General features: G+C 68.0%; 13 protein-coding genes. 6 read left to right on the top strand and 7 right to left on the bottom strand.

Features of this window, described 5'->3' with window-relative positions:
* The first annotated feature begins 27 nt into the window (after positions 1 to 27).
* Together ACFTSF_RS41435 and ACFTSF_RS41430 are read left to right on the top strand one after the other, a co-directional pair.
* Positions 28 to 603 carry a CGNR zinc finger domain-containing protein gene (locus ACFTSF_RS41435; RefSeq protein WP_380161084.1) on the top strand — a complete coding sequence of 192 codons (576 nt, stop codon included), beginning with the start codon at positions 28 to 30 and terminating at the stop codon, positions 601 to 603.
* Between the two features lie 10 nt (positions 604 to 613).
* The gene (locus tag ACFTSF_RS41430) at positions 614 to 1,096 is read left to right on the top strand and encodes a GNAT family N-acetyltransferase (RefSeq protein WP_380161082.1); all 483 of its coding nucleotides are present in this window, start codon (positions 614 to 616) and stop codon (positions 1,094 to 1,096) included.
* On the opposite strand, the gene ACFTSF_RS41425 is transcribed toward ACFTSF_RS41430, so the two are convergent.
* The 3 genes from ACFTSF_RS41425 to ACFTSF_RS41415 all read right to left on the bottom strand — a co-directional run bounded on the left by ACFTSF_RS41425 (position 1,081) and on the right by ACFTSF_RS41415 (position 4,733).
* Positions 1,081 to 1,752 (bottom strand): uridine kinase, encoded by a 672-nt coding sequence (locus tag ACFTSF_RS41425; protein WP_380161080.1) that lies wholly within the window; start codon positions 1,750 to 1,752, stop codon positions 1,081 to 1,083. The two genes, ACFTSF_RS41430 and ACFTSF_RS41425, sit on opposite strands and share 16 nt — an antisense overlap.
* 27 nt (positions 1,753 to 1,779) lie before the next feature.
* Positions 1,780 to 3,966: an MMPL family transporter gene (locus ACFTSF_RS41420; RefSeq protein WP_380161078.1), complete on the bottom strand. Its 2,187-nt coding sequence runs from the start codon at positions 3,964 to 3,966 to the stop codon at positions 1,780 to 1,782.
* Positions 3,967 to 4,196: 230 nt separating this feature from the next.
* Complete coding sequence (locus ACFTSF_RS41415; protein WP_344143738.1) at positions 4,197 to 4,733, bottom strand: YgjP-like metallopeptidase domain-containing protein; 537 nt, start codon at positions 4,731 to 4,733, stop codon at positions 4,197 to 4,199.
* A 520-nt stretch (positions 4,734 to 5,253) separates the two neighbouring features.
* Between ACFTSF_RS41415 and ACFTSF_RS41410 the strand changes: the two genes are divergently transcribed.
* The gene (locus tag ACFTSF_RS41410; protein ID WP_012922897.1) at positions 5,254 to 5,412 is read left to right on the top strand and encodes a DUF5679 domain-containing protein; all 159 of its coding nucleotides are present in this window, start codon (positions 5,254 to 5,256) and stop codon (positions 5,410 to 5,412) included.
* A 132-nt stretch (positions 5,413 to 5,544) separates the two neighbouring features.
* Entirely contained in the window at positions 5,545 to 6,855 is a 1,311-nt protein-coding gene (locus tag ACFTSF_RS41405) for an ABC1 kinase family protein (protein ID WP_380161076.1), read from the top strand.
* Positions 6,856 to 6,859: 4 nt separating this feature from the next.
* Here ACFTSF_RS41405 and ACFTSF_RS41400 read toward each other — a convergent pair whose 3' ends face one another.
* Positions 6,860 to 7,027 carry a hypothetical protein gene (locus tag ACFTSF_RS41400; protein ID WP_380161074.1) on the bottom strand — a complete coding sequence of 56 codons (168 nt, stop codon included), beginning with the start codon at positions 7,025 to 7,027 and terminating at the stop codon, positions 6,860 to 6,862.
* 18 nt (positions 7,028 to 7,045) lie between these two features.
* Between ACFTSF_RS41400 and ACFTSF_RS41395 the strand changes: the two genes are divergently transcribed.
* Positions 7,046 to 7,570, top strand: coding sequence for an NUDIX hydrolase (locus tag ACFTSF_RS41395; RefSeq protein ID WP_380161072.1), 525 nt, complete (start codon positions 7,046 to 7,048; stop codon positions 7,568 to 7,570).
* A gap of 374 nt (positions 7,571 to 7,944) precedes the next feature.
* Here the strand turns inward: ACFTSF_RS41395 and ACFTSF_RS41390 are convergent, their stop codons facing one another.
* Positions 7,945 to 8,232, bottom strand: a complete 288-nt coding sequence (locus tag ACFTSF_RS41390; protein ID WP_132407629.1) for a WhiB family transcriptional regulator — start codon at positions 8,230 to 8,232, stop codon at positions 7,945 to 7,947.
* Positions 8,233 to 8,403: 171 nt separating this feature from the next.
* Entirely contained in the window at positions 8,404 to 8,598 is a 195-nt protein-coding gene (locus ACFTSF_RS41385) for a hypothetical protein (RefSeq protein ID WP_380161068.1), read from the bottom strand.
* Positions 8,599 to 9,001: 403 nt separating this feature from the next.
* Between ACFTSF_RS41385 and ACFTSF_RS41380 the strand changes: the two genes are divergently transcribed.
* A complete protein-coding gene (locus ACFTSF_RS41380) occupies positions 9,002 to 9,859 on the top strand; it encodes an AraC family transcriptional regulator N-terminal domain-containing protein (protein WP_380161066.1) in 858 nt (285 codons plus the stop codon).
* Here ACFTSF_RS41380 and ACFTSF_RS41375 read toward each other — a convergent pair.
* Complete coding sequence (locus tag ACFTSF_RS41375) at positions 9,856 to 11,967, bottom strand: ATP-dependent DNA helicase UvrD2 (RefSeq protein WP_380161064.1); 2,112 nt, start codon at positions 11,965 to 11,967, stop codon at positions 9,856 to 9,858. The genes ACFTSF_RS41380 and ACFTSF_RS41375 overlap by 4 nt on opposite strands.
* Between the last annotated feature and the right edge of the window lie 76 nt (positions 11,968 to 12,043).

Below are 12,043 nucleotides of genomic sequence, written 5' to 3'. Positions count from 1 at the left end.
GCAGGTTCGAGACTACGAAGGAGAGTCGTGACTGGTCAAGTGTCTTTTGATAGTCACGCCCGGAGTGTGCTGGCGGCGTCGGTCGAGTACGTGAACCGACTGACCCCCGGCTTCTCCGGAGGTTCGCCGTACGCCGGTCCTGTCGACCACGCGCAGGCGGTGGCGGAGTCGCTGGTGGCGATCGGCTATCCGCAGCCGCACGTCCGGCCGGAGGATGCGCGACGGCTGACGGAGTTGGCTGCGCGGATGCGGATCGTGTTCGAGGCGGCGCACACCGGCGACCTCGACCGAGCCGCGGACGAGATCAACGCACTGCTCGTCGACACCAACGCGCGGCCGAAGCTCGACCGCAGGGACAAGGGCTGGAGCCTGCACTTCCACGGGCCTGACGACACTCTCGTCAATGGCTGGGCAGCCGGCTGCGCGGCCGGTCTCGCGCTCGCGGTCGGCAGCGACCTGGCCGGTCGACTCGGCGTCTGCGCCGCACCGCAATGCGACCGCGTCTTCGTCGACACCTCGAAGAACGGGCAGCGCCGCTTCTGCTCACCCCAATGCCAGAGCCGCGTCAAAGCCGCCGCCCATCGAGCCCGCCAAGCCACCTAGGGTTGGGGCCATGGGAACCACGCTGCGCACCTACGTTCCAGCAGACGCTGTCCCGACCTGGCAGGTCTACTACGCCGCGATCCGGCGGACGGCGATTCGCGACTACACCGAAGAGCAGGTGCAGGCCTGGGCCCCGGACGAGGCGAAGGTGGACGCCCAAGCCTGGGCGGATCGACGAGCCGCGGCACATACCTATGTCGCCTGCGTGGATGATCTCGTCGTTGGTTTCAGCGACTTCACCGACGACGGGCTACTGGACATGCTCTTCGTCCACCCGGACCACTCAGGCCGCGGAGTCGCCCGACTGCTAGTCGAGAAGGTCCAGGAAGAGGCCGGCAAACGCGGACTAATCCGCCTGGTCACCCATGCGAGCCGCACAGCCCGCCCGGCCTTCGAGTCCTTCGGTTTCGTCGTCGACCGCGAGAACCCCACGAACCAGACCCGCAGCGGCGTAATCATCCCCAACTACGACATGCACTACGACCTCCCCTGACGAACCACCGGCTCCGCAAAGTCCGTGTTGTCCACCACGAGATCCGCCAACGACGCGGGATGCACCTGGTCGACGTACAGGCGCTCACCGGGGATGTACCGCGTCCGATACCGCTCTTCCGCAGCGGCCGCAGAATCCATCCACGCCTGATCCCGCGCAGTCCCCCGCCGCAGTACGACGTCGAAGTCAACATGCACGTAGATCCGGAAATCCCAGTCCTGAATGAGCTCCGGCCGCTGCAGGAACACGCCGTCCGCCACAAGTACGGCGTCCGGCGCGGCCTCCTCCTCAATGACAGCGAGGGCGGACTGCGCATTGACCGAGCGGACCGCGGTCGCGTAGCGCCGGTTGCCGTCCGGACCCAGTGGAACCAACAACTGCGAGCGCATTGCCTCGAGATCCCACGAGTCGAGGTAGTAGCTCTCCGGTGACTCGATCGGGTACGCCGTCCGCAACGCGGGATCCTTCTTGAAGTAGTCGAGTCCGACCCGGATCACCTCCCGATCGGTTCGCTCCCGCAGTACGTCGGCCAGTTCGTCTGCCAGCGTGGTTTTGCCGGCTGCGGACGGACCGTCGATCGCGACTCGTACCGGATGCGGCCGATCGACGGTGAGCACATGGTCGGCCAGTTCGGAGAAAAGGTTGATGGGCGTCACACGTTGAGTGTGACGCCCATCGGTTGGTCAGCCGACCGGGGTGAGCTCGCGGTCGGGCTCGGGGGCCGGGGGTGCGGAGTGCTTGGCCTGCTTGGGGCGGAGCCACTTGGGGGCCCACCAGTTGGCGTCGCCGAGCAGGATCATGATGCTCGGGAGGACGACGGCGCGGATGATCGTCGCGTCGATCAGGATTGCGACCGCGAGGCCGACACCGAGTTGCTTCATGTCCAGCGTGCTGAGGGTTGCGAAGACCGCGAAGACTCCGATCATGACGGCGGCGGCGCTGGTGACGACGCCGGCCGAGCCGGTGATGCCTTCGGCGACTGCCTGCTTGGTGGGCACGCCGCGCAGCACGGCTTCGCGGATTCGGCTGACCACGAAGACGTGGTAGTCCATCGACAGACCGAACAGCACCACGAAGAGGAACAGTGGCAACCAGGAGACGACTGCGCCGTTCGACCGGAAGTCGAGAATCCCTTCGGCCCAGGTGTTCTGGAAGACCGCTGTGACCACCCCATATGCCGCACCTGCGCTCAGCAGGTTGAGCAGGATGGCGGTCACCGCGACCACCACCGACCGGAACGTCACCATCATCACGATCATCGTCAGCAGCAGCACGAACCCGATCACCAGCGGCAGCTTCGCCTTGGTGTGCGCGGCGTAGTCGATATCCGCGGCCACGAAGCCACCGACGGCGTACTCAGCGCCTGGGACCTTGCCGACGGTCTGCGGCATCAGCTCCTTGCGTAGCTTGATCAGCGAGTCACGCGCCTGGTCGCTGCCACCCTCGAACGGCGTGGCGACCTCGAGAACCGTCACCGTGCCGTCCTTGGAGACCCGCGGCTTCTCCAGGCCGTCCTGCGCGTACAGCTTGTCGCTCTTCGTCTGCTCCACCAGCTCGGTCAGTGCGGCCTGCACAGCAGCGGACTCGTTGGCCGGAGCCTTGATCGCCACCTCGTGACTGGTCCCAGTGCTCGGGAAAGCCGCGGTCAGTCGGTCGTACGCCTGCATGACCGGAGTCGTCCGCGGCAGGTCCTCGGTCCCGGGGAACTTCAGGGTCATCCCCAACGCCGGCGCCGCGGCGGCGAGCAGCGCGATCACCGCGACCAGCAGCGTGGCCATCGGGTACTTCAGGGCCGGCTTCAGCACCATCGGCCAGAAGCGCGGCTGCGCCTTGCTCGCGGTCAGCCGCCAGACGAGCGGGATCCGCGGCTTGTCCACCCACCGGCCGAGCTTCGCCAGTACGGCGGGGAGCACGGTCAGCGAACCGACGACGGCCATCGCCACCACGAGGATCGAGCCGACGGCGAACGACGAGAACACCGCATCCCGCGCCAGGAACAACCCGGCCATCGAGATGATCACCGCCGTACCGGAGACCACGACCGCGTGGCCGGAGGTCGCCGCTGCGATCTCGACCGCGTCGACGTGACCGCGGCCCTTCGCGCGCTCCTCGCGTTCGCGGCGGAGGTAGAACAATGAGTAGTCGACGCCAACCGCCATACCGATCAGCAGGATGACGCTGTTAGCCGCGTCGACCGCGGGCACTAGCTGTGATGCGGCCGCGGAGAGCCCGATCGCTGCGGCCACCGCCGACAGCGCGAGCAACAGCGGCACCGAAGCGGCGATCAGCGCGCCGAACGCGACTAAGAGGATCGCCAGTGTCACCGGCAGGCTGAAGAGCTCGGCGCGTTTGAAGTCCTCGCCGAGGGTCTTCTCCAGGGCCTGCCCGATGGACAGCCCACCGACCTCCTCGATCCGGAGCTGCGGGTACTGCTGCTGGATCTGTGCCGTGGTGTCGAGCAGCGGCTGGACCCGCGCGTCCTCGTCACCGTCCTTCAGCGTCACCCGGACGATCAAGGCGTCCTTGTTCGGCGAGGGCATCGGCTGCGAGACGTCCGCGACCCCACCGAGGGCGCGCATCCGCTGGATCACGACACCGGCCACCTTGGTGGCCTCCGCCTGGTCGAGTGTCCCCGAGGGCGCGGTGATCAGCACGCTCTCGACGTCCGGGTCCGCGAAGTTGCCGTCCTTGACGATGTTGTCCGCCCGCGTCGTCTCACCGATGTCGCCGTCCCCGTCGGCCTTGTTCGTGCCGGTCACCTGACCGACCGCGAAACAGGCGATCACCACGGCCACCCACATCGCGATCGCCCGCCACGGATGGGTGGCACTCCAGCGTGCCGCCCGCACCGTGATCTGTCCCCTGGCCATACCGTCCCTCGCCCTCTGCGCCCCCTCAGGCGCCCCACCCAGCGCACCTGGCACGGCGCTGGCTACGGGCTCAAGCCTCGCTGCCGGACAGCGGTCGGCGATATGCAGGAAGCCACCGAACCGACCCTGGGGGTAACCCCACCCCGACCCCTGGGGGTAACCCTAAGAGGCGGAAAATACTACGGAGCGTAGTCAATCGACTACAGCAGACCGGAGGTCGATCAAGGCGTTCAGAAGTCCTCGAGGTCCAGCGAAGAGGCCGCAGAGACGCCCTCGAGATAGCCCTCGGCCCGCTCGGCCTTGGGGTAGCGGTGGACCAGCGCCCAGAAGGCCGCGTTGTGCGCCGGCTCGATCAGATGGGCCAGCTCGTGGACCAGGACATAGTCCAGAACCCAGGCCGGCATCGACTGCAAACGGGTCGACAACCGGATCGACCGGTCCGCCGGAGTACAGGATCCCCACCGTCTGTTTTGGTTCGAAACCCACCTCACAGATGCAGGTTCGGGCACTTCGGGGAGGTGGCGACACGCGAGTTCGTGTGCTCTGGCCAACAATTTTTCGTCCGACACGCGGGACCGGCTGCGCTGCTTGTCGAGCCGCGCGAGCATGGTCTCCACCCAGCGCGCCTCCTCGGCGGCCGAGAGCCGGTCCGGCATCAGCACGACCACCCGCTCGCCGTCGCGGTAGGCGCTGACGGTCCGCTTGCGCCGCTTGCTGCGGCGGATGTCCACGTACGGCGGGATCGGGCGCGGCGGGGAATCGGCCATGAGGGAAAAACTACCCGCAGAATCCGACAACTTTCTTCGGTCCACATCCTGTGCACGGACGTTTTCGCAGGTCAGACACCAGTTCTGGGGCCTGACGATTCCGGTTGTTCACACCTTGTTCCCCCACCCGTCCACAGTGCCGACCGGCGCGTCCCACAGCTTGCTCACAGAGTTATCCACAGGGGTGGACAACGTGGGCTTGTGGTTGTGGCGGGCACCTCCTAGCGTCGTCCTCAACAGGCTCCCGGACCTCCTCCGGAGCCGCCCGGAGGGGAAGCCGAGCGGTTTCGGAGGAGGACTCCCGGGGGCCTGTTCCGTGCGGCCGGTTTCTGCGGAAAGGGTTTTCCCAGGCGGCCCTGAGCGGCACTCCGGCGGCGGAGTGGGCTTGAGCAGGCGTCAGAAGGCCGTAGGGTGAATCCCGATTGGGCCGAACGGCCTACGGCAGGAAGGTCTGCCGTTAGCATCCACGACTGGCTCGGTGACAACCCCGGGCTGATTTCAGAGCAAGGAGAGGGCCCTCATGGCAGAGACCTGGAGCGGCGAGTTCTACTGCGTCAAGTGCAAGGCCAAGCGCACCGCCGACGGCGAGGTCAAGGTCAACGACAAGGGCACGCGCATGGCGAAGGCCAAGTGCCCCGAGTGCGGTACGAACCTGAACCGGATCCTCGGCAAGGCCTGACGCACCACGCTGCGGGGCGGTGACTGGCCGAACACGGTCCGTCACCGCCCCGACGCCGTTCGATGACGACCTGCAACCCTCCGAACGGCACCCGGGCGCTCCCCGGCTTGGGCGACCCGACAGAATGGGTACGTGTCGGACCTCCCCCGCAAAGCGCTGAGCCGGACCGCGAAACTCGCCAGCCTGCCGCTGGGTGCCGCGGGCCGGGCCACGGTCGGCCTGGGCAAGCGGATCGGCGGTGCGCCGGCCGAGGCCGTGCTCGCCGAGTTCCAGCGCCGGACCGCCGAGCAACTGTTCTCCGTCCTGGGTGAGCTCAAGGGCGGCGCGATGAAGTTCGGGCAGATGCTGAGCCTGATGGAAGCGGCCATGCCCGAGGAGCTCGCGGCGCCGTACCGGGCCACGCTGACCAAGCTGCAGGACTCCGCACCACCGATGCCGGCCGCGACCGTGGACGAGATCCTGTCCCGCGAGCTGGGCAAGCGCTGGCGCGACCGGTTCTCCGAGTTCAACGAGCAGCCCGCGGCGGCCGCGTCGATCGGGCAGGTGCACCGCGGCACGCTGAAGGACGGCCGCGAGGTCGCAGTCAAGATGCAGTACCCGGGCGCCGCCGAGGCGCTGCGCGCGGACCTGCGCCAGCTCGGCCGCTTCGCCCGCACCTTCGGCACGCTGGTGCCCGGCATGGACATGAAGCCGCTGGTGGCCGAGATGCAGGCGCGGATCGGCGAGGAGCTCGACTACGACCGCGAGTCCCAGGCCCAGCAGCAGTACGCCGATGCCTTCAAGGATCACGACGAGTTCGTCGTACCGCGGGTCATCAAGCACTCCCCGACCGTCATCGTGTCGGAGTGGATCGAGGGCAAGCCGCTCTCGTCGTTCATCGCCGACGGCACCAAGAAGCAGCGCGACGAGGTCGGCCTGAAGTACGCACGGTTCCTCTTCAGCGGACCCAAGTACGCCGGTCTGCTGCACTCGGACCCACATCCCGGCAACTACCGGGTGCTGCCCGACGGGCGCCTCGGCGTGGTCGACTTCGGCCTGTGCGCGCGACTTCCTGACGGCCTGCCCCCGGCGATCGGGCGGCTGCTGCGGATCTCGCTCACCGGCGACGGTCAGGCGATCCACGACGGACTGCTGGCCGAAGGGTTCATCAAGCCGCGGATGGAGATCGACCCCGAGCAGCTGATGGACTACCTGGCGCCGTTCGCGGAGCCGGCCCGGGACAAGACCTTCCAGTTCAACCGGGCCTGGATGCGCGCGCAGGCGAACCGGACCAGCGACTTCCGCTCCCCCAATGCCACACTGGCCTTCAAGCTCAACCTGCCGCCGTCGTACCTGCTGATCCATCGGGTCTGGATCGGCGGCATGGCGGTGCTGTCCCAGCTGGAGGCGGAGGCGCCGTTCCGGTCGGTGCTCGAGGAACTACTGCCCGGCTTCACCGACTGAGAAGTCACCAGTAGATGGGGTCGAGCTTCCCCTCGATGCCGCGGACGTTCTCGCGGGCGCAGACGTCGCAGTAGTTGAGTTTGCGGCCGTTCTCGACCGAGGTGGCCCAGGTCAGCGGGAGGTCCTCGGACTCCGCCTGCCTGCCACACAACGCACAGATAGCACTTGCCATGGCAGTAGTGTGCACCTCGTGCGCTGGCGGATCCACGAAGAACAAGAAGTCTGGGGAAATCCTTGGCTGAGCGTCCGGCGGCTCGACGTGGAGCAGCCCGACGGCCACCGGGTCGACTACCACGCGGTCCGGCTCGCAGACGTCGCAGCGGCCGTGGTCACCGACACTGAGGGCCGGGTGCTGCTGATGTGGCGGCATCGCTTCCTCACCGACACCTGGGCCTGGGAACTGCCGATGGGCATCGTTGAGGCCGGTGAGGCACCGATCGACGCGGCAACCCGCGAGGTCGAGGAGGAGACCGGCTGGCGGCCCGGTCCGCTGACCGACTTGATCCGGTCCCAGCCGGGCGCCGGGATCATGGACGCCGTCCACCACGTCTTCCGCGCGAGCTCGGCCACGCGGATCGGCGAGCCGACCGAGCGCAACGAGTCCGACCGGATCGAGTGGATCCCACTGACCGACGTACCGGCGATGATCGCGAACGGCGAGATCGTCAGCGGCATCACCCTGGTGGGTCTTCAGCAGGCTCTGCTGCAGCGCTGAACATGCCGAAGGGCGGCACCCCCCTGAGGTGCCGCCCTTCGATCATTCAGCTGGTCAGGCTGTCGTGCTGCCTGCCGGGCCGGGTCCTCCTTACGGACCGGCCGGGCCGGCTTCAGTTGTGTGTTTCAGACGAGGCGAGCGAGTGCGAGGCGCGCGCGTGCGCTGGCCCTCTCCGCTCGCCTGCTGGCCCGCTCGGCCTGCTTCTGTGCCCGCTCGATTCGGTGAGCGAGGCGGAAGCGCCGGTTCTGCTCCGCGTCGTGCAGTGCCGAGCGTTGATGAGCACGGGCGAGATCTTCGTGAAGTAAATGCATTTCAAGGCTCCTGTGTGAAATCTGGTGCTTCATGGTCTGGTGTCTCGATTCGGATCTGGGTCGTCAGGCGGCGGTCGTGGTGTCGCTCTTGCGGGGGCGTCCACGGGGACGCTTGCGGGCAACCACCACGCCCTGGACGAACAGCTGTCCGCCCCACACACCCCACGGCTCCGAGCGCTCGAGCGCGCCGGCCAGGCACTCGGCCTGGAGGGGGCAGGTGGAACACAGAGACTTTGCGTACTCGACGTCCGCCGGCGATTCGGCGAAGAAGAGTTCCGGTGCGTAGGACCGACAGGGCAGGTCCTGCGACGATGCGACCTCGTTGAAGATGTCGAGGAAGCTCACGCTCATTCCGGTCACCTCCCAGTGACTTTCGGTGCTGCTGATCTTTTGTCGTCGGAGACGGTCCGCGGTTGCTGACCGCCAAACTTGGTTTCTCAATGACGCTCCTGGACAAACAAAAGGGCCGCGGGACCCTTTGGTGGGTTCCGCGGCCTGGAGGTGCCGGGTCTGACTCGTCTGTCAGACCGGTGGACTCCATGCTCGAGAACCCGAACCGCCGTACTTCACATCGCCGACAGCTCCGCCCTTGATCTGGGCCGGGCTGGCAGCCATCAGCACAACGGACGTGCCGTGAAGGCGCGGCGAGGCACCCGGGATCAGGGCGCACGGCAGCGCGGCAGCGTTGCTGAACGGCTTCTTGGTGATGTTCGACATTTCCCAGGCACCTCCTCTCGTTGTGGCGAAGCAAGCGGTGGCTCGATCGCTGTGTTGGTTTGAAGTTTTCGGCCAGGCTTCGACCGCAGAAAGAACAGTACGCTGTCGTCCGCAGAGCCCGCAAACTATTTAATGGCATGTTCGGGAAGTTGGCCGGAAGTTGCCGCCACGGTGACCGGATCCGGCTCCCGCGACAGGGTTCCTCCACGCTCCGGGACGCTGAAAGCACGCTCCGAGATCGTTGCCTCTGTCACCTATATGCCTCGTCTGCCAGCAGCAGAACGGGACGCACGAACTCCACCATGCGCCTCGGCCGCCGAGCGTGGCAACACTATTTCCGCAGATTGCACGAACAGGCAGCCGCTTCCTTGCACGATCCTCCACGCTGGGATGGAATCGAGCGGTGGAAGAACTGCGGTCCCTGTTGCGCCGGCACGTCCGGCCGGACCAGACCACGGCCATCGACGGTCTGCACATCGCGAAGATCGAGCGCTCGGGCCCGCCGTCCCCGTCGATGTCGGGTGTGGTCCTGGCGGTCCTGGTCGAAGGCGCCAAGCGGCTCACGGTCGGCGAGCGCGTCCACCTGTACCGGCCGGGCGACTACCTGGTCGCCTCGGTCGACCTCCCGGTGAGCGGCCATTTCGTCGATGCGACCGTCGCGGAACCGGCTCTCGGTATGGCGCTCGTCCTCGAGCCGGCCCTGATCGCGGACCTGCTGCAGCACGCCGGGCCAGGCGATCTCCCCCGCCCGGCCGGTCCGGTACCGGGGATCGCCGTCGGCAAGCTCACCGACGAACTGCTGGACAGCCTGACCCGGCTCGTCCGCCTCCTCGAGCGTCCGCGGGACCAGGCCGTCCTGGCACCGATGCTCAAGCGGGAGATCCACTGGCACCTCATCACCGGGGAGCAGGGCGCGGCCGTCCGGCAGCTGGGGCTGGCCGACAGCAGCATGAACCACATCACCCGGGCCGCCCGGTGGATCCGCGACAACTACGCCGAGCAGTTCCGGGTCGAGGACCTGGCGAAGCGCAGCGGGATGAGCCCGTCCGGGTTCTACCGGCACTTCCAGACCGTCACCGCGCTGAGCCCGATCCAGTTCCAGAAGCAGGTCCGCCTGCAGGAAGCGCGACTGCTACTCGCCGCACATCCACGCGACATCGCGACCGTCGCGCACCGGGTCGGCTACGACAGCGCGTCCCAGTTCAGCCGCGAGTACCGGCGACAGTACGGCGTACCTCCCAGTCAGGACGTCGTGGCCTAGCGGGTGCAGATGACCAGGATCTGCTCGCCGTACTTGGTCAGTTTGGTGTGGCCGATACCCGGGATCTTGCGCAGCTCCAACTCGTCGGAGGGCCGCGTCTCGGCGATCGCGGTCAGCGTCGCGTCGGTCAGGATGACGAACGCCGGCATCTTCTCGGCGTCAGCCTGCTCGGTCCGCCAGGCGAGCAGCGCGTCGTACAGCGTCTGGTCAATGTTCGACGGGCAGTCCTCGCAGCGGCCGAGCTTGCGGGCGCCCGGGTCGAGCAGACCGCGGCCACAGACCCGGCACTTCGGGATCGGACGGCCGGACCGCGCCGCCCGCTCGGCCCGGTCGGTCGTCGGCTCCCACACCGGCTGCTGCCGGGTCGTCCGGACGCCGATCGGATCCAGGAAGCGCGTCGGACCCCGAGTACCGCGGCCGCCGGGCGACCGCGAGGTCGACCAGCTGACGAACAGCTGCTGCTTGGCGCGCGTCACCCCGACGTAGAACAGGCGGCGCTCCTCCTCCACCTGCCCCGGCGTCTGGGCGTAGCTGATCGGCAGTGTCCCCTCATGCGCGCCGACGATGAAGACGCACTCCCACTCCAGGCCCTTGGCCGCGTGCAGCGTCGCCAGGGTGACGCCCTCGGCGACCGGAGCGTGCTGGATCGACGCCCGCCGGTCCAGCTCGACCATCAGGTCGGTCAGCCCGGCCTCCGGATTCGCCGCAGCGAAGTCGGACGTCATGGTGACCAGTGCGCTCAACGACTCCCAGCGGTCCCGGACTGCGCCGACTCCACTCGGCGCTTCCGGCGTCCAGCCGGCTCCACCCAGTACGCCGGTCACCGTCTCGACCAGGTCATCGGACAGGTCGCCGGCCTTGGCCTGGCCGCGGAGCAGCACCGCGGCCTTGCGGATCTCGGGGCGCTCGAAGAACCGCTCGGCGCCCTTCAGCACGGTCGGGATCTTCCGCTCGGCCAGCGCCTGCTCGAAGTTCTCCGACTGAGCGTTGGTCCGGAACAGTACGGCGATGTCCCGCAGCTGCACGCCCTCGTCCTTCAGTCGTGCCACCGCACGCGCGACCGCATCTGCCTCGGCGACCTCGTCGGAGTACTCGCGGTAGACCGGCGCTGGACCGGGGTCGCGCTGCGACCGCAGCGTCACCCGCCCGGGCAGCCCGGCCGGACCGGCCGCATCGAGGATCTTGTTCGCCACGTCGACGATCTGCGGGGTGGAGCGGTAGTCCCGGACCAGTTTGATCGTGGTCGCGTTCGGATGCCGGGAGGCGAAGCGGACCAGGTTCTCCGGCTCGGCACCGGCCCAGGAGTAGATGGTCTGGGCCGGGTCGCCGACCACGCAGACGTCCTCCCGGCCGCCGAGCCACAGGTCGAGCAGGCTCTGCTGCAGCGGGCTGACGTCCTGGTACTCGTCGACGACGAAGGTCCGGTACTGCCGGCGGATCTCGGCCGCGACCCGCTCGTCCTCGGCGAGCAGTGCGACCGCGCAGAGCAGTACGTCCTCCAGGTCGATCCGCCCGCGCTCGAGCTTCACGTCCTCGTACGACGCGAAGATCTTCCCGATCGTGGCCGGGTCGAAGGCGGCCAGCGCCCGCCCGGACTTCGGCGCCAGCCGCGCATAGTCGTCGGGCCGCACGTTGCTGACCTTGGCCCACTCGACCTCACCGGCCAGGTCGCGCAGGGCCGGGGTGTCGACGCGAATCCGGCAGCGCGAGGCGGCCTCGGTGAGCAGCGGGAACTTCCGGTCCGCGATCGGCGGCAGTTCGCCGCCGTACACCTTCGGCCAGAACCAGCGCGCCTGCCGCAGCGCCGCGGAGTGGAACGTGCGCGCCTGCACACCCTCGACCCCGAGCTGCGCGAGCCGGCCACGCATCTCCCCGGCCGCCCGCTGGGTGAAGGTCACCGCGAGCACCCGGACCGGGTCGAATGTCCCGGTCCGCACCCCGTACGCGATCCGGTGGGTGATGGCGCGCGTCTTCCCGGTCCCGGCCCCGGCCATCACCACGACCGACCCGTGCAGGGCGGTCGCGACCGCCCGCTGCTCCGGATCAAGCGCCGCCAACAGATCGTCTGGCGAGCCGGATCGTGTGAAGTCACTCACGGACTGGGTCATACGGGAACAGCACCGCCTACGGCATGGTTCGAATACGTCGAGAGCCACCCTAGACGGCTCGCCGGACAGAATCAGA

The sequence above is a fragment of the Kribbella sp. NPDC056951 genome, from assembly GCF_042674205.1.
GTDB classification, from domain to species: Bacteria; Actinomycetota; Actinomycetes; order Propionibacteriales; family Kribbellaceae; genus Kribbella; species Kribbella yunnanensis.
Note: the sequence above shows the minus strand (reverse complement) of the source record. Positions and strands in the feature narration are given on the sequence as shown.